The following is an 18684-nucleotide window of genomic DNA, read 5'->3' on the forward strand; positions in this document are numbered from 1 at the left end:
TTTAGCAAAACCTTACTTATCAGTACGCCGTGCTGTGGAGGTAGTAAAACAGCTTGTCAATAAGTACCAAATAGACTCAATCCGATTACAGCCTTTAGGCGCTGGTCCTTTAGCGCCGGGCTATGAACGGCATAGACCAAAACAGGCAAAAATCGCCGCGTAGAGCAGGTTTTAAAATCACCGGCATACCTATGATTATTTGCAACTCACCAAACTAATTAATTTCTAGTCCCCTCCTATCGCACAACTTTATTGTTTAATAGAGGCTAAAAATTAGACTTCTAGTACAGCAATTAAAACAAGCTGCTATCATGCCGTATTTTATAAAATATCAGGAATAACCCTAGGTTTTTGTGCAACCACTGTACTCCCTTCAGGTACTTCAAAGTTTAGAACTGCGCCAGCACCAACTTTTACTCTATCGTTAACTTTTATGCCACCAATAACAACTGAATTTGCCCCAATTCGAACGTTATCACCGATAGTAGGGTGACCCCCTTTACCTGTTCCAACTGTTACGTTTTGATTCAGCCAGAAGTTCTTACCGATACTTTTTGCAAAAACCACAGTTGAGAAGCCATGTTCGATATACAAGCCAGGGCCAATTTGCTTACAAGAAAGATACAAGTTACCGACAAATAGAGTGGGCTTATTACCTACTAATTTCAATATTTGCTGAACAATATTAGTAGTTAGCTTAAACTTTTCTTGAGCAGTCATAGCTCTATATCTGATTAAGCTTCTGAATTCCTGCCTATTTTCCCAGAAATATTGGAATGCACGTTTTTCTTTATAATTTTTAATTTCTATCCAGCGAGGCAAATCTTGAAGCATGTAGTCTTTAACTTCATCTTGAAGTGATTGAAGGTAATTTAATACTTTATCAGAGTCATTCATATGCGTTTTATTGTCTAATTTAGTGGTATTGTAAATTGACTGACTTTTTTGAACCTTTGACCAATGTGTATCACCCTTATGACTTAAATCATTAATCAAATCAAAGGTAGGCTTGGCTTCTATTTGGGGAATAATACAAACATTATCACCCTTACAAAACTCACTAAACAAAGTAGGACCTGTTGCTTGCGATACATTATTAAACTTTTCTTGAGATACATTGCTTACAATACTTCTCCAAATATCAGCAAGTAACTCATCTTCAGGTAGGGCTGCGATAAACCCATTCCATATCCCCCCATGCCATTTTCTTAGAACCGTGAGGCTACAGTCATTATCGATTAAAGAATCTATAGAAGAAAAGCATTTTGTAGCAGCATCAACGTATACTCCACCCTCTTTAAGACAGTAAGCTACTCTAAAAATATCTGATTGCATTGCCGGAAGTTTAGCTTTAGCAAATACTTTAGCCCCTACTACACCATAATTTTTTTGTATGAAGCTATACGCCGCTTTATAATCATAAATCTGATATGTAAAATCGGGATTATGCTCTTTCCAAGAGTCCATTAGACGAGCAATTTCGGGTGGTATACTTTCGCCGTCCCAGTATTGAACAATTACTTTAGGAACATAAATTTTCCCTACTGCAATACCTTCTAGCGAGTTGTAAAAATAAAAAAACAAACTAACCAACTCTAAAGTCGTATAATAGTATTCGACTCCATTGTTAACGGTTTTATGCTTATCAGATTCAATAAAAGGTACTGTTTGATCTAGGAACTCCCCCTTAATAGTAATGTTTCTATTGTAGTCAACCTCTAAATAATCAAGTATGCGAGTGCAGTATTCGACTAAAACATCATTCGTAGGGTGATTAAAGGTATGAAAACCTCTTTTAGTTCGTTTATGCTGAAAAAAATCACTAATTTTAATATCTGCGTATTTTTCTCTTAATTTAAGCTCCTCAATAGAACTGGATGATACTGAATTATCTTTAGATAAATATTGTGTTTTTAACGCACTAGTAGCCTCACTAACACTTTCACCTTTAAACCAGCTATCGAATACAACTTTAAAATGATAATCACTGAAAGGAGCTTCGCTTAACCTATATTGTTTCGGTAAATTACTTAAATAGGGGGTATCACCTGTGTAATAGAGGTTCACAATACTTACAACTTTATCTCCGTATTTTGACCGAAGATTATCAGTTCGAACAAATTCACATGGATAAGAATGATGGACGATTTGAGCAATGATAAAATCCGCTTCTTCGAAGTAAGAGACAAACTCTTCCTCTTGATGACTTTTTAATATATGAACTATACCGACCTTGGTAACTTCAATATCATCGCTCAATTCGTTTAGTATAGAGTCTATCGCTCGAGCCTGGCAGTTTGCAATAACAACAACTTTTTTCTTAGCCATTATATAATGTTTTCCAAATCTCTAAATCGGTTTTATTTGCTTCGAGTAGACTGTTGAATGATTCTTCAGAAAACTGCTCTCTAATTTCTTCTAGCTTTTCTGGTAAAGTTTTTTTAACACTTCGAGACACATTTCGTTCTACTGGTTTTAGCTTTATGCCTGTAAAACCATGTGATTCAAGTAGCGTTTCTAAACACTCTAAAGATTGCGAATACTTTTCAACTACGCCAATAAAAGGTAAAGCATCCACAGCCATTTTTGCCCTAGTTGACTCATCTCCTTGCTGTTCGCCAAACATAGTAGCAAACCTATTAGCATGAAAGTCACGGCATTGTCTATCTGTTTGCATTGACAGGCGAGTTTCTATATAACCAGCAACTGAAGTGTTTCTAGCTAAAGTGGGACCAAAACTATCGCCCCCTTGTTTTTTTTCAAAAGAGTAAGCCGATGCCATGCGGTCAATAGGATGACGTACAAACACAACGGGGATGATTTTGACTCCCTCAATTTGTGGAACGGGAAAAAAAGCTGTATGAGACGAGAAGCATCTTGCTTGAGGATTATCAATTATCCACTGCTTTAATTCCGCACGGTTTTTAGCAGGATTACCGGGGAATTCTTTAGTAACCCACTCACCTGATTTTTCTGAAAAGTTCTCTTTAAATGCAGCGTCTAACGATGTACCCGCGTTTTTAAAGAGATGATAATGCAAAATGATTGTTTTCATTTTTTTTCCAATAGCCTGCATCTACAAACCAGTGGTAAACACCAATTTGCAGATATAATATTAAAAATTTAATTACTTGAATATACGCCAACGCTTGCAAAAATCTTTTTAAACGCCTTATGACCATGCTCAAAAGAGTATTTCGTTCTAACAATAGTTTGCTCATTCTCAGCAAACTTAGCCCATAATTTTTTATCATCATAGAGTTTTATTATTGCATCTACCCACTCTTGAGGCTCTTGAGCTATAAGTGTACTTATTTCATGGGATAAGCCAGTTCCTTCAGCCGCTACTTCAGTGAGCACTGTTGGTGTACCATAAGCCATAGCTTCGAGTACTTTCCCTTTAATACCTGCTCCAGATAATAATGGTGCTACAAAGATTCGGTGGTCATGGTAAACACCATCAAGTGTTTCAGCAAACCCTGATATTTTTATATTATCAGTATTATACTCTTCAAACTTTTTAGGAATATTACTGCCATAAACATACAAAGTTATATCTGGGCGCTGCTCAAACAATAGCGGCATTATTTCATTTGCTAAATACTCAACTGCTTCAATATTTGGGGTATGATTAAAACCACCTAAAAAAGCTATCCCGTCTCTAGATTTAAAATCGGGCGCGGGATCTTTTTGCTCTAAAACCCAAGGTGTAATATGTAATTTTTCAGCTTCTAATATATGACTAGTTATTACTGCGTGTTCTGTAGCGTTATAACATAAAATTGCATCTACCTTATCACAAACAGCAAGCTCATCTGTACGTGTAGTTTTAGCTACTTCGAGTAGTTCTGGTGCTGCACCCGGCTTAAGCGCAGCGCGAAGCTCCCTTAAAAAGTGAAGGTCAGCATTGTTGAATATAACTTTAGCGTCAGAGTTATTATGAATGTAATCGACATAATCTTTTGCAATATGATAACGTGTAATGTAGACAGCACTAAACTCATCAAGACGCGTTTCTAGAACGTGATTTACACTATGATAAAAAGGAGCATAAAGGACTTCTACTCCCATACGCTGAAGATCAACAGTATACTTTCCAAAATGGGCTAAATTAGCTGGTACAAAAGTTACCTTAAACCCTAACGACTGAATTAACTTGATTTCTTGAATAGCTGCATAACTACCAGCGTCTTTATTTGGCATAGGAGAAGCATAATCAATAACAAGAATGCGCTGCTCAATATTGCGGTCTTTTTCAAAACGTAAATTATCTACGCTCATTTTTCCATTGTATTTAAATGTTTTAAACCACTTTTCACGAAATGTGCTTTCGTTCACTATTTGGTAGCGTTTTAATCCTTTAGTTACATCTGTGCCATGACTTTGGCCTTCAAAGTGCACAACCTCAGAGTGTGGCACGTAAACCGTTTTGTAACCAGCATCCCTAACTTTAAATGCTAGATCGGTATCTTCATAATAGCATGGTACCAATTCCTCACTAAACGCCCCAACCTCTTCCCAAACAGAGCGGCGAATACACATAGAGGCACCCGTAAGATAATCTACCTCACGCGCGTAATTATATTCAGGTGTTAAAGGGTTTGAATTACGCCCTACATTCCATGGCACACCATTATTCCAAACTATACCGCCAGCCTCTTGGATTGAGCCATCTAAATTTAACAATTTAGAGCCCGTCATACCTATTTGGGGATCACTGTTATGCTTATTTACAAGCTCATCTAACCAAAATGAGGTAACTTCAGTATCGTTATTTAAAAATACTATAAACTCACCTTTAGCCATTTTTGAAGCTTCATTACAATTGCGTAAGAAGCGCAAATTTTCCGTATGCCGAGACACCACTAAATTACCAATAATATTACCTGCATCAGCCGTTTTGTCTGTAGAGCAGTCATCAGCTAAAATCACCTCATAAGAGGTTTTATTATAAGCGAGAGCTATCGATGCAATACAGTGGTAAGTTAAAGCAAACTGATTATATGCTGGTATAATTATTGATACTTTAGGATTATTAAACTTAGGTAGATTGAAGGTTGGGAACACGCTTCTTTTTTCATACCCTTCGGTTAAAAGCTTATGCACTGTATTTAAATCGTTTAAATTAAAATACGAGTTACTTTCGGTTAGGTCTTGCAAGTGAAACGCAAGAGATTCATAACGCTTGTCAGATTGACTCGATAAGGATAAAAACCCCGGCTTACTCGCACTTTCTTTTAAATATTGCCACGGTGTTTTTATTGCTAGTGTGTCTATAATCCCCGATGCGACAATATACGGGCAACCGACTATACCAATACTAATCAAGTGAGAGTTACCATCACTTAGCAAGTGCGGCAAAGGTAAGTTTACCTCTAAAGTTGTTTTATCACTACTAATAGCTTTTGTTGAAACTTGTTGATTATTATAAAAAAGTAAAAAGGTTTTATTGCCTATAGGCTTGTCGCTACCTACATGCAATGCAACATGACCATGTTGTACCCCAATTACTTTAACGTTCCATACCTGCTCTAATTGCTTTCGTTTAAATAATGCATTCCCTATAGGTGCATACGTATCAGCTTCTACAAGTGTATAAGTAACTTCACGACCATCATTAACCGGAAGCTCTACTAAATCAATCTTAAAGCCATGAGCCCCATTACCAATATGTGCATTCGCTAAGTCTTCTCTAAACTCATTCGCGATACCGGTACCAAGAACGCGATCTTCAGCAATAACTTTCACAGCCACCGGCGCATCTAATTCTTTATTAAATGCCCAGCCATAAACCATACCAGCTTCAATAGTGTCTATTGAGCCAATCAAATTACTATTATCAATACCGCTTTCTGAATTTTTATCTTCTGACATACCCAGTTATCCCAATTCTATTCGCTATAAGTGCTTAATTAAAATTAAACTAATTGTATTTTTTCAAGCACTTGCTCAACATATGCACGTGCCACTTGCTCTGTATTTGATTCAGCGTAGCAACGAAGCTCTGGCGCATTACCCGATGGGCGTAAATGAATTATATCGTTATTTGTCAACGTAAGGCGAAGCCCATCGGTGCAATCAATGCTTTTAACGATTAAATGCCCCAGCGCTAACTTATTTAATAGAGCATCAGGGCTTGTTTTATTTGTTTCTATAATTGATTGGCTACGCTGTGTAGGAAACTCTTTAATTCTATCGCTTGCTGTAAAGCGTGCCGGCAAATTAGCTACCATGCTCGAAATAGTCGTATTTTTAGCCCCTGTAAGCAAAATTATTGCAGGGAGAATCGCATCACGTGTAGGCAAGGCTGATAGAGGGGCTCCATTAAATACAATATCGGAGCCTAATAAAAAGCCTCCATTTGCTTCAAAACCCGCGACGCTGTCATATTGGCCATTCAGGTGCTCAAACTCAGCGATAACATAAGGCGAGCCTATTTTTGTGCGTGTCACTTGTTTAAAGTAGTTTGACTTTTCAATCGCGGTATTACAACTAACCGGAACAGCCAAGGCCTCAATATTGAGTAATTGAGCACACAGCAAACCTAAAATATCCCCGCGTAACCAATCGCCATTCTCATCAGCCACTAACGGTCTATCACCATCACCATCGGTCGAAAAGATAAAGTCGAAGTTATATTCGTTAGCCCAATTGCGTGCTTTTAAACTGTCTTCTTCACTTACTGCCTCAGTATCTATAGGCACGAATATGTCTGAACGTTCAAGCCTAGTTACTTCAGCACCAAGCGAAGTAAAAATATCAGCATATAAATCTCTACCTGCACTTGAATGCTCGTATATTCCTATGTGCTTGCCTAAGAGTATTTTATGATCAAACAAAGATGTATATCGTGTGATATAGTTTTTAGCGGCATCCTCATTTACAATTAGATCATCGAGGTTTGAAATAGCTTCAAAAGTAGCATTAGAGCTTAAAATAAGCTGTTCATCATGCTTACCTATTTCGCCGTCGGGGCGGTAAAATTTTAACCCGTTTCTATCAAATGGAATATGGCTGCCCGTAACCATAATACAAGGAATGTTTTTAGCCATAGCTGCGGCAGCTAACGCCGGCGTGGGTATAACACCATAATAAATCACTTCGATATTTAGCTGGCGCAGAGCCTCTGCACAGGCTTGCGCCATTGCATAGCTACTGGGGCGATTATCAATAGCAAGTGCTAAAGTATCAAAGCTAAACTGCTGCTTTAAACAATTAACAAAGGCGCTTGTAAAAGCAGCACAAACCTCTGGTGTAAAATCAGTAACTAGGCCACGGGCACCGCTAGTGCCAAAAGAAATGCCACTTTTTAAAATAACGTCTTTCGAATTAAACACTATTAAACCTTACAAAAATGAGTTTCATATATATAAAAAGGATCGAGAAACTCGATCCTTATCAATAGAAAAATGAATAATTAAACCGTTAAAACATTTAACGATAACTTTGCAAAACATATAGATAAATTTCGCTGGCCACCACTTTCTTTAACTGTTTGCGTGGTTACGAACTTAACCCTAAAGTCGTTTTTTATTAAAAACTTATTATCGTCGATATCAAGTTCGTAAATGTATTCCATAAAATCATGCGATAGCTGTTTTTTACTTACAACTTTATCACCTATTAAAAGGCTCAACTCAATTGGCTCTGCTAACTCATGATAAGGTGAACACACCACTCGGATTTTTTTAACAAAAGCTCGCTTTGGTAACTCGGTCGTTAAATCAACTTCACCTGCGATGTCACTCATCCAAACATGGGTGCCCTCAAGCTGGTTAAAACCACGTAATGAAATATTAGAATCAGCATCAAACGACACCATAACATCTTCATTCTTCGAAGTTTCTTCATTAAAGTCGTTTAACCATTTATAGTCATAGTTAATTTCGTGATCTTTTGTAATCATCTTATCGACTGTTTGCTCAGCGATATTAAATGTCCATATAACATTATTATACGTAATAAGTATCGACTCACTATCTTCAAGTGTTTTTTCGCTTACAAATAAAGAAAGGTAACCAAAGTTATAGCCTTCTATTTCGTCAAAATTATTAACCGCCCAAATACCTTTATGCTGCTCAACACCTTCCCCATCTATGAATGAATAGGTAAAGTTGCTGTCCTTATTATCGGCGTAGTGTAAGGTCTCATTATCGCAATTTAAAACAGAAAATATAAAGTATTTGCCTGGTTCGTTGTTATTGCTAAATGGCCCCCTGAAAAATAAAAGTTCAGGACTCTTTACATTAAAAAAGTTTTCATCGACAACTAATTTTGGGGGCGTAGATTGTACTGCAGGCTTTAGTAAATCAATTTTCACTTCATTGCCAAACCACCTTACCCCCTCTTGGACCAGCTCAAGACCCACAATATAAGCGCCCTTGGTTAAGTAATCAGAGTCAATTCTAATCGGCATAATAATTTCTTGACCTGGCGGCAATACAAACGGTATTTGTGTACGCGGGTTATCAAAGTATATGCTATTACCTTCTCTATCATATAAGTGGTAACTTAGGTTAACCCCACGGCCACTTGGTACGCCAATATTGCTAGACCACAACAAATCGCTTTCGTTTTTAACCGCCACAGCAATACGTAAATGGCTTCCATCGTCAGACAAAAACGGCCCTTCAATAACGGTTAACGTATGTTGAGTTTCGTTTTCAGTAAGCTCTTTATCAATTGTTACTTGGCCAATGTCGTTAAGCTTAACATTAGGTAAAACCTGCTCAGGCTCATAATGCTTGTACCAGTTATTGTTCAGTACCACGTCTTTTAATTCATGCGCACTTTCACTCCACGTAGGCCAGTTTACCGGCACATTTTTATAATCCGTACTTAGTTCCTCGTCAATAAAGCGTTCAACCGCTTGCGCTAAGCAGCTTACCGACCCTGGTGTGAAATAACTTGCTTTGGGTGCGCCTTCGCCCACTTCGTGAAACACAGGCAAATCAGAAAGTATTACGGGAGTATTGTGCAGCCCAGCTTCTACTACTGGTAAGCCAAACCCTTCCAAATAAGAGGTCATTATTAGTGCATCTGCCTCTTCATAGGCAGCAGCTAACCCCGCATCAGACAAGCCATTCAACCAAAATAGTCGCTTATTTCTTTCAGGATGATTCTCGAGGGTGGTTTGGAGCATTTTAGTGTCCCACCCCACTTTACCGACTATAATTAAATCTACATCAACGCCACGATCCCACAGTTGTTCAAAGGCTTTTAAGCCATAGTATTGCCCTTTACGAGGCTCTATCGTGCCGACCATTAAAAAGGTGGGGCGTGTTTTAGTAAACCCAAGTTCAGATGCATCGGGTTTTACATCGGCAAAATCAGCGCCAAGCCTAAAGTAACCAATTTTCATTGGGCGAGGTAGCTTTATGTCTTTAATGAGTTGATACATTTCATCGGCAACTGCTTTTGATATACACACAATACCGGTCGAATAGCCAAGAATAAACTCAACCCAAGAGCGAAATACCGGAGGCATACCTTCTGATGTCATAGCAGACATAGTTAAAGGGCCAATATCATAAACGCCATTGACAACCTCCTGCCCCATAACTAATGCTTCAGCTAGTCGTTGCCGCTGCCCTTCTAAAAATGTCCAAGAACTATCCAGTAACAAATAGGAATCATTTTGATTATATTGAAGTCGATTAAAAGGGCTTAATTTAACAGACTCTTTATTTAAGTTGGTTAATTGATACCAATCTTTAGTATTTTGGCTATAACTTAATACAACCTCTGTATTAGAGTTTGTATTTTGAGCTAATAACTCATTAGAGACATTATGCATAACGCGCTGAATACCCGATAAAATAGGGCTTTGAGCAGTCGATGTAACATCCATTATTAAGCGCGGAGCATCTTCAACTTTAGTTAGCTGATTACTAAGTTTATTGTTAGCATTTACATTATTTTTAACCAACGCTTCAAATTCATGCATCGCGATAGCGGCTGTTTTATCCCAAGAAAACTCTTTTTGTCGGCGATGACCGTGCTTAACAATTTTATTTTTAAATGACTCGTCTGTCAGTAGTTTTTGTAATAAAGCAGACAAGCTTGCAGGTTTATCAGGGTCAAATAGTTGCTCTTTATTTTGCACCACTTCAGCTACGGCTCCGCCAAAAGCAGATATAAACGGCGTTCCGCATGCCATAGCTTCTAGCGCTCCCAAGCCAAACCCTTCCATACGCGAAGGCTGTACAGCAACTAGCGCATTTTTATATATATCAACTAACTCATTATCTTCAATGTAGCCTGTTGATAGCAAACACTCTTGGGGGATATCAAATTCATCAAATATATTTTTCAGCGGAAGTAAATGCTCATTTCCAAACTCACCTACTAGCACAAGTTTTAGTTCACCAGATTGGCACTCGGGTAAATTTGCCATAGCTTCTACTAAGCAAGATACATTTTTACGCCAATCCAACCCTCCTACATACACTACATAGCGTCCTAGCTTCGCACCAATAGACGTATTATCATACTGCCACTCATTCACTAACTGACTAAATTCATCAGAAATACCAGCGGATATAGCCGCACTATTAGTTTTATTAAAAATATCTAGGTATTCATCTTGAGTAAAGTCAGATATACACAACACGGTATCAAAATTAGCTATCTCCTCGAACCTGCGAAAATAAGCTTTATTAGTGTTTAAATCCTGCAAGTAAATATCTTCATAGCGATAAGGTATAGCATCGTAAAATATACAGGCCGTTTTAATCCCTTCTAAGCTTTTAACTTTAATAAAAGGGGTTGTTCTGTCAGAAATACCTTCAAAAGGGCTTGCTGATAGGGCAATATCAGGTTTTATCTCATTGATGTGAGCAGCTAACATTTTCTCATCAAGCATTCGCTCTAAAGTAAAAGCAGCAATATTTTCTGAGTTATGGGTAGCCCCATACCACACTTTAATCGTGATGTTGGGGATGTTTTTTTGCAAATAGTTACGAGTTGCGATAACTTCCTGCTGTAAGGAACCATTCAATGACACTGTAATTTCTACATTTTTAGTAGATAATGCTTGCAAAAAGTCAGTCACGTACCTGCCTATACCACGAACATTACTCGCTGTTTGAAGAGACTGCCCATCTACCCAAATTTTCATATTACTTTCCAATTTTGATTAATACTGTGTGCAAAAAATTAAAAAAGATATTTAAAAATATCATTTAAAAACAACTTTTATTAAGCTATTTAACATAAACTAACCTTTAGATAACCTAGCCCGATACTCCATGAATTTAGCTTTAATAAAGGGACCTTCCGGCCTAGCTTTATAAGCTAATTGCATTAATTTATATGCCTTATTTAAATCAGAGTTTTCAAATGCAACAGCTTCATCCCTTAGAAAGTCAATATCTTGGTTGTTTTTAATATCATTAAAAGATACAGAATCAATATTTAAGTGCACCTTTTCTTTTATATTTCCTTCAGCCATCGTAATGAACTTTAAAATACGACTTGCCATACTATCGACTTTACTCTGGAAAATATTTGAATTTATTTCTGACAACTCTTCAGCACTATAAATAAACTTAATCTGGTCTTCATTAAGATCTAAAGCAAATTCATTTTTAATATAGTCAGTGCTTTCTTGGCTGTTAGTTAACACATTATTAAATTGCACAGGAGTTAATTTTAATTTATCCCCCTTTATATTAAGTAAATGAGGAAGTAACCGACGCCCTAATTCAAAGGGGCTATGATCTTTACGTGGGTCTGAAGAAAAATACTTTTTAATTACCCTATTACCAACAAAACAAGCTAAACCAGATAAACTTCCATTCTCCGTTTTTTTATTACTGAGATAGTTACTATAATTATAACTTTCATTCAGGATTTTCAAAAAGTCGGGGACTATGTCATTCATGTAAAGATCATTTCTTGAGAATTTCTTTAATACAATTTCATCTTTACTAAATACTTCTTGAAATTTACTTAAGTAGTTTTTATATGGTTGAACTGGGGGGTGATCGTTGACTGCCCTACCTGAACGAATATATTGACTCATACCGCTAATAGCGTAAGAGCAGGGTGATCTGACGTAATATATCAGCTTCACTTGATCAGCCAACTGAAGTAGATAATTTTTTAATTTAAATAAACCATTGACAGTTAAGCAATGGAAGCCTTCATAGGAAAAAACCATTACGTTTGATTTGTCTATTTCCATAATGTAATTTTCAAGAGAACACATATACTCTCTATCTAAGGGGATAATCTCCTTTTCATCAACCAGCTCTGACTCAACATTATGAATGAAATTTCTATCAGACCCGCTAAAGAAAGAAGCAAATCTTGCGTGCCATATTTCAGGGGCATAACAAATGCCATAAACAGATTCGTGTAGACCCCTATTCTTGTCCATAAATGACTGAAGTGTTGTAGACCCCGTTTTATCAGAGCCCATATGCACATAAGCAATTTTAAATTTTTTTTTCATTTTATACCCCCTATTCAAATGCAACATCCCTATTAATTACAGCTCTATTAAGAGCAAATTTATCAATATCAAAGGTTTTTATTGGTAAACGCTATTCAGAAACGAGTAGCATACTTTCTAATACCTCTTCTAACCTAATCACTTTTAGTTCAGGGAATAAATTTAATAGCTTGTTGTTGTCACCTGTAATTTTTTTCACTTCATCGGCGCGCACAAAAGCGGGGTTAACAGAAACATTAATTTTGTAACCTGCTTGTGCTTCTAAGCTTTCGATTATTTGTTTTAATGAGTAGCTATTACCACTACAAATATTAAATACTTCACTTTTAACATCTGATTGTAATAATTTAGCGTAAGCATTCACTACAAAGTCAACAGAAGAGAAGTCTCGGTAAACATCTAAATTACCTAATTCTATTTCGCTTTTTTGCTGCTTAAAGTGTGAAACTATTTTAGGCACCAAAAAATGCTCAGCTTGCCCCACCCCGGTGTAATTAAACGGGCGAGTAATTATTATTGGCAATTTAGTGTAATAATTAGCCACTATTTTTTCCATGGCCATTTTACTGCATGCATAATGATTGACAGGCTCTGGCGGAAAACTTTCCGAAATTAAATCAACATCGGTGTTACCGTAAATATTAGCGCTACTGGCTACAATAACTTTTTTAACATTAGCTTTTGACTTTATTACACTTTGCAGCAGATTCTCTGTACCCACTACATTAACGCGGTAAAACTCTGCTGCATCACCGTGCCCAACAAACGAAATAGCTGCTAAATGAACAATATAGCTAGGCTCTACTTTGTTAATTATATCAAGCACACTGGCTGCATCAGTTAAATTTACAGGGAATGTATCTTCCATAGAAGATGAGGTATACGTGGTGCCGTATACCTCCATACCTTGTTTTTCTAAATGCTTTTTTAAGTGGCGGCCTGTAAAGCCGCCTATACCAGTGATCAGAACTCTATTATTAAAATGAGAATCCAATTTTATTTCTCCGTAAGTCTGCCTCAACCATCATAGAACACAGTTCTTCAAGTGTTGTTTTAGGCGTCCAGCCTAGCTCTTTTTGTGCTTTTTCTGGGTTACCAATCAGTAGTTCTACTTCTGCTGGGCGGTAAAATTTAGGGTTAATTTTAACTACAATTGCACCTGTTTCAGCATTTTTTGCCACTTCGTTTTCTTCGCTGCCTGACCATTCTAACGAAATGCCCACAGCTTTAAACGACATAGTAACAAAATCACGAACGGTTTCAGTTCTGTTTGTGCCAAGTACGTAGGTATCTGGTTTATCAGCTTGCAGCATACGCCACATACCTTCAACGTAGTCTTTTGCATAACCCCAATCACGTTTAGCATCTAGGTTGCCAAGCTCTAGTACATCTAATTTACCAAGTTTAATTTTAGCTACTGAATCAGTAATTTTACGCGTTACGAATTCTTGCCCACGCAAAGGTGATTCGTGGTTAAATAAAATACCGCTTGTTGCAAATATATCGTAAGACTCACGGTAGTTAATTACCATCCAGTGAGCGTACAGCTTAGCGACACCGTAAGGGCTCCTTGGGTAAAATGGCGTTGTTTCTACTTGAGGAATTGCTTGCACTTTACCAAACATTTCTGACGTAGAAGCCTGATAAAATCTAATTTTAGGGTTAACAATTCTTATAGCCTCAAGAAGATTTACTGGACCAAGCCCAGTAATTTCTGCCGTTGTAACAGGCTGTTCAAACGAAACCCCTACAAAACTTTGGGCTGCAAGGTTATATACCTCAGTTGCATTGGTTGTTTGCAATAGTCTTATAGACGATGATAAATCGGTAAGGTCGTACTCTACTAGCTCTAAGTTTTCGTGGTTTTCGATACCTAGCTCAGCTATTCGCCAAAAGTTAACAGAGCTTGTACGACGGTATGTACCGTAAACCTTGTAGCCTTTTTCAAGTAATAGCTCCGCTAAGTAAGCGCCATCTTGACCGGTGATCCCTGTAACAATTGCTGTTTTCATGTAGTTTCTCTTTTAAATAAATGGAATATATTTTTTATTTATAAAACGAGTTATAAATATCTGTAAACATATTTTATTTGCATAAAGCTTAAATTTACTAAAGCCTTACTCACCTACTATTACAGGTGCTATTATGCAAAATTTATATCTCACTAACGCGTATCAATCTTTATCAAACCCATACAAATCTTCTAAGCGTACTATATCATCTTTGGCGATATACGAGCCCGTTTGTACTTCTATCATTACTAGTGGGATACTGCCTGGGTTTTCTATTGAATGCACTGCACCAATAGGAATATACGTTGATTGATTTTCGGTTATTAGCGATTCTTTATCGTCGCAGCGCACTTTTGCCGTACCCGATACTACAATCCAATGCTCTGCACGATGGTAATGCATTTGCAGCGATAAACGTGCATGGGGCTTAATAGTGACTTGCTTTGATTTATAACGCTCGCCGCGTTGTAGTAAGTTTATGTGCCCCCAAGGGCGATAGACTGTACGGTGCTGTACCGATTCCAGGCGTTCGTCACGATTTAGTTGCTCAACTACTTTTTTAACGTCTTGCACACGTGATTTATCAGCTATCAATACGGCATCGCTAGTTTCCACAATCACTAAGTCACTAACCCCCACGGTAGCAACTAGCTTATCTCGAGCGTCTACTAGGCAATTTTTGGTATCTATGCTTTTGATATCACCGCGTTTTACATTTTGGTTTTCGTCTTTTTCTTTTACTTCCCAAATTGATGACCACGAGCCTACATCGCTCCAACCGGCATCCAGCGGCACCATTGCGGCATGCTCTGTTTGCTCCATGATAGCGTAATCGATTGAGTCGTCTGGGCAGGTTAAAAATGTTTCAGCATCAACGCGCACAAACTCAGAGTCGTTTACTGCATTTTGTATTGCGGCTTTACATGCCGTAAGTATTTCTGGCTGGTGTTTTTCAAGCTCTTGAATGTAGGTGCTGGCCTTAAATAAGAACATACCACTGTTCCAAAAATATTCGCCCGACTCAACATAACTTGTTGCTGTTTTTAAATTTGGTTTTTCTACAAACTCTTCAACGGTTAGGCAATCGCTACCTTTAATTTTTTTACCACTGCGTATATAACCGTAACCGGTTTCTGGCTTATCTGGCACTATACCAAAGGTCACTAGCCGACCGGTTTCTGCGCATGCTTGGGCTTGCTTTATTGCTTCATGAAACGCGTTAATATCGGTAATAACATGATCAGCTGCTAACACAAGCAGTAACGGATCAGAACCTTTTTCAATGGCTTTTATAGCCGCTAAAGCAACCGCAGGGGCTGTATTTCGGCCTTGTGGTTCTAATAAAATATCACCGCCAAGTGCATCAATTTCGTTTAGTTGCTCTGCAACTACAAAACGGTGGCCTTTATTACATATAATTGACGGAGCAAGTGTTTCTAGCCCTTTTAAGCGTAAAATGGTTTCTTGTAACATCGTGCTTTCACCAATTAATGACAAAAACTGTTTAGGATGCTGTTTACGTGATAATGGCCATAACCGTGAACCATTTCCACCTGACATAATTACAGGTAAGATCATTGCTTTATCCTTTCAATTTCATAAAAATTCTTTTTAATATATGTTTAATTGGGTGTACTTGCTCTTGCAACTTGCCCCTTACCTTTTAAGTGATAAGCTTTACTCTGTGCTGATACAAAACAACTTTGACCTGCCTTTAAAGTTAAACTTTTATTATTGCCCGCAATAACAGCGACCTCACCTTCTATAACAAATAAAATCTCAGCAGAATGGACTTTGCAGGACAGCTTAGAAGAATTATTTTCCAAAGAAACAATACTCAACTGAAAATCCTCTACATCGGTGCAAAAGCATTGCTCGTATTCATTTAAAGACGTGCATGCTATTTTTAAGTTGTTATGGTCTATTGGTTTAAACACTGTGGTATGCAATAGCTCATTAATATCAATATGCTTATGTGTTAAACCACCGCGTAAAACGTTATCAGAGTTAGCCATTATTTCAAGTGAAGTACCTTTTAAGTAAGCATGTAACGTTCCTGCACTCAAATACATTGCTTCACCAGGCTGCAATATTATGTGGTTAATTAAAAACGGGCTTAACACACCAATATCCCCTGGATATTCTGTATTTAGCTCAATAGCTAACTGCCAAAGTCTTTGAAATTCTTTAGAATCTTCATTCTTATTAAAGCGTATCTCAATATTATGTATAGCTTCATACACCAATTCACCTGGCTCTGGGTGGGTCATCAGCGCTTCATAAAAATTTTTTAAACCATCAGAGTTTAACGAATCAGCTAATTTATTAATTAGCAAACCTAACTTAGGTCCTTTAATTAAATCAAATAGTTCAATTATTTGGCTATATTGGCGAAAACCATTTAAAGCATGAAATTCGGTTATCGCATAAACAAGCTCTGGCTTATGGTTTTTGTCTTTGTAGTTTCGGTGCGGTGCCGACAAGGGGATTTTCTTTATGTTTTCTTTTTCCCATCCAGCTATTGCCTGTGCTTTATTTGGATGACTTTGAATAGACAACGGCGAATCGGCCGATAACACCTTAAATAAAAAAGACAGTTCGTTAGTAAACTTGTTAGCACACTTTGGACCTAGCACGGCCACCGGTTCGTTTGCAATTAACTCGCTTAACGGCATTTGCTGTTTGTTATTTAAATTGACAAACGACACCGCTTTAGGGTGTGCTCCCATCCAGAGTTCTGCTAATGGTCGGTTGTCAGGGTTTTGATACCCATACAATTCGACCATGGTTTTAGGGCAACCCCAATCGTTATTAATTATGGGGTTTTCTAAATGATAAACTGTCATGCAGATAGCTCTTTATTAGTAAAAACGACTTGGTACATTTTATAAAAGTACTTCCCACCACGTTTCGTTATCTAAATACCAATCTAGTGTTTTAGCAAAACCGGTTTCAAAACTCTCTGCCGGTACATAACCTAGCTCGTTATTGGTTTTTGTTGCATCAATAGCGTAACGACGGTCGTGCCCAGCGCGGTCCTCTACGTAGGTAATGAGCTGCTCGACGTTATTTGCTATAGCCGATTTAGCGTTCGGAAAACGCTTTGCAAGCGCTGGGTTTGTAGCAAACTTTTCACCCATTACTTTACACACTAGTTTAACTATATCTATATTGGCCCATTCGTTATTGCCACCAATGTTATAGTTTTCGCCAATACGCCCCTTTTGTAGTACCAGCTCTATACCACGGGCGTGGTCTTCTACGTATAACCAGTCACGAATTTGCTTGCCATCACCATATACCGGCAGCGGTTTATCATTTAAAATATTGGTTACGATTAAAGGAATTAACTTTTCGGGAAAATGGTACGGCCCATAGTTGTTAGAGCAGTTTGATGTTGTTACCTCAAGGCCATAAGTATGGTGGTACGCGCGCACTAAATGGTCACTCGCCGCTTTAGATGCTGAATATGGTGAATTTGGTGCGTAGGCTGTTTCCTCAGTAAAAGCTGGATCGGTAGCGCTTAACGTGCCGTAGACTTCGTCAGTGCTTACATGATGAAAGCGATGTACCGAAGGCTCATAACCAGCCTCTTTCGGCTCGTCTATCCACTTTTTTTTAGCTGCCTTTAATAAGCTATATGTACCAAGTATGTTTGTTTCTATGAATGCGTCCGGCCCAGTTATAGAGCGATCTACATGCGACTCGGCAGCAAAATGTACAATGGTGTTTAGTTGATACATATCAATTAGACTTTCTACTAATGCTGTATCGCAAATATCACCGTGTACAAAGGTCATATTTGGGTTGTTCTCTACTAGATCAAGGTTAGCTTTATTACCTGCATAGGTAAGCGCATCAAGCACTATTACTTTGTCTTTTGGGTGGTTAGCAAGCCAGTAATGAACAAAATTTGCACCGATAAACCCTGCTCCACCTGTTACTAGTAGATTTTTTACTGTCATTTTTTTTCCGCTTTATAAATTTCACTTTAAGTGTTTGACATTGAAAGTATTGTTATGCACCGATAGGGGCAAAGCCCTCAGTCCAATTCATTATTTGCCTACACTAGATAATTTTTCTTGCGCCTGCAATTGCTACTGTTTTTTCATTGTATTCTTGGTGATGATAATCTCTCATCACTTTATGAGCTTTAGCCCAAACCATTTTACCACCGAGGACATAGAAGCCCTGCGCGCTGAACCGAGAAGTTAC

At 37.8% G+C, this 18684-nt stretch carries 11 protein-coding genes; all 11 read right to left on the reverse strand.

Translation table 11 applies throughout. From position 1 onward, the window contains the following. Positions 1 to 321 precede the first annotated feature (321 nt). On the reverse strand, positions 322 to 2328 hold the full coding sequence (locus PAT01_RS16080; RefSeq protein WP_138579916.1) for a WcbI family polysaccharide biosynthesis putative acetyltransferase: 2007 nt from the start codon (positions 2326 to 2328) through the stop codon (positions 322 to 324). After that, a complete protein-coding gene (locus PAT01_RS16085) occupies positions 2321 to 3055 on the reverse strand; it encodes a sulfotransferase family 2 domain-containing protein (RefSeq protein WP_138579915.1) in 735 nt (244 codons plus the stop codon). Before PAT01_RS16085 ends, PAT01_RS16080 begins: the two co-directional genes overlap by 8 nt. A gap of 68 nt (positions 3056 to 3123) precedes the next feature. After that, a complete protein-coding gene (locus PAT01_RS16090) occupies positions 3124 to 5874 on the reverse strand; it encodes a glycosyltransferase (protein WP_186807296.1) in 2751 nt (916 codons plus the stop codon). Between the two features lie 44 nt (positions 5875 to 5918). After that, the gene (locus tag PAT01_RS16095; protein WP_154945811.1) at positions 5919 to 7337 is read right to left on the reverse strand and encodes a phosphomannomutase; all 1419 of its coding nucleotides are present in this window, start codon (positions 7335 to 7337) and stop codon (positions 5919 to 5921) included. Between the two features lie 80 nt (positions 7338 to 7417). Then, positions 7418 to 11119 carry a glycosyltransferase family 4 protein gene (locus tag PAT01_RS16100; protein ID WP_154945812.1) on the reverse strand — a complete coding sequence of 1234 codons (3702 nt, stop codon included), beginning with the start codon at positions 11117 to 11119 and terminating at the stop codon, positions 7418 to 7420. A 99-nt stretch (positions 11120 to 11218) separates the two neighbouring features. Then, positions 11219 to 12457, reverse strand: a complete 1239-nt coding sequence (locus PAT01_RS16105; RefSeq protein WP_154945813.1) for a hypothetical protein — start codon at positions 12455 to 12457, stop codon at positions 11219 to 11221. A 91-nt stretch (positions 12458 to 12548) separates the two neighbouring features. Next, positions 12549 to 13451, reverse strand: coding sequence for a GDP-mannose 4,6-dehydratase (locus tag PAT01_RS16110; RefSeq protein ID WP_154945814.1), 903 nt, complete (start codon positions 13449 to 13451; stop codon positions 12549 to 12551). Then, complete coding sequence (gmd, locus tag PAT01_RS16115; protein WP_154945815.1) at positions 13435 to 14469, reverse strand: GDP-mannose 4,6-dehydratase; 1035 nt, start codon at positions 14467 to 14469, stop codon at positions 13435 to 13437. The genes PAT01_RS16110 and gmd overlap by 17 nt, the downstream gene beginning before the upstream one ends. A 162-nt stretch (positions 14470 to 14631) precedes the next feature. Continuing rightward, complete coding sequence (locus tag PAT01_RS16120; protein ID WP_138579910.1) at positions 14632 to 16047, reverse strand: mannose-1-phosphate guanylyltransferase/mannose-6-phosphate isomerase; 1416 nt, start codon at positions 16045 to 16047, stop codon at positions 14632 to 14634. A gap of 44 nt (positions 16048 to 16091) precedes the next feature. Next, positions 16092 to 17315 carry a mannose-6-phosphate isomerase, class I gene (gene manA / locus PAT01_RS16125; protein WP_154945816.1) on the reverse strand — a complete coding sequence of 408 codons (1224 nt, stop codon included), beginning with the start codon at positions 17313 to 17315 and terminating at the stop codon, positions 16092 to 16094. Between the two features lie 39 nt (positions 17316 to 17354). Further along, positions 17355 to 18434 (reverse strand): dTDP-glucose 4,6-dehydratase, encoded by a 1080-nt coding sequence (rfbB, locus tag PAT01_RS16130; protein ID WP_138579908.1) that lies wholly within the window; start codon positions 18432 to 18434, stop codon positions 17355 to 17357. Between the last annotated feature and the right edge of the window lie 250 nt (positions 18435 to 18684).

The sequence above is a fragment of the Pseudoalteromonas atlantica genome (assembly GCA_007988745.1).
Lineage (GTDB): Bacteria > Pseudomonadota > Gammaproteobacteria > Enterobacterales > Alteromonadaceae > Pseudoalteromonas > Pseudoalteromonas atlantica.

Bases quoted from the DNA above. Each gene is read 5' to 3' on its own strand.
- PAT01_RS16080 (WP_138579916.1), bottom strand. From the start codon at position 2,328: ATGGCTAAGAAAAAAGTTGTTGTTATTGCAAACTGCCAGGCTCGAGCG.
- PAT01_RS16085 (WP_138579915.1), bottom strand. From the start codon at position 3,055: ATGAAAACAATCATTTTGCATTATCATCTCTTTAAAAACGCGGGTACA.
- PAT01_RS16090 (WP_186807296.1), bottom strand. From the start codon at position 5,874: ATGTCAGAAGATAAAAATTCAGAAAGCGGTATTGATAATAGTAATTTG.
- PAT01_RS16100 (WP_154945812.1), bottom strand. From the start codon at position 11,119: ATGAAAATTTGGGTAGATGGGCAGTCTCTTCAAACAGCGAGTAATGTT.
- PAT01_RS16105 (WP_154945813.1), bottom strand. From the start codon at position 12,457: ATGAAAAAAAAATTTAAAATTGCTTATGTGCATATGGGCTCTGATAAA.
- gmd (WP_154945815.1), bottom strand. From the start codon at position 14,469: ATGAAAACAGCAATTGTTACAGGGATCACCGGTCAAGATGGCGCTTAC.
- PAT01_RS16120 (WP_138579910.1), bottom strand. From the start codon at position 16,047: ATGATCTTACCTGTAATTATGTCAGGTGGAAATGGTTCACGGTTATGG.
- manA (WP_154945816.1), bottom strand. From the start codon at position 17,315: ATGACAGTTTATCATTTAGAAAACCCCATAATTAATAACGATTGGGGT.
- rfbB (WP_138579908.1), bottom strand. From the start codon at position 18,434: ATGACAGTAAAAAATCTACTAGTAACAGGTGGAGCAGGGTTTATCGGT.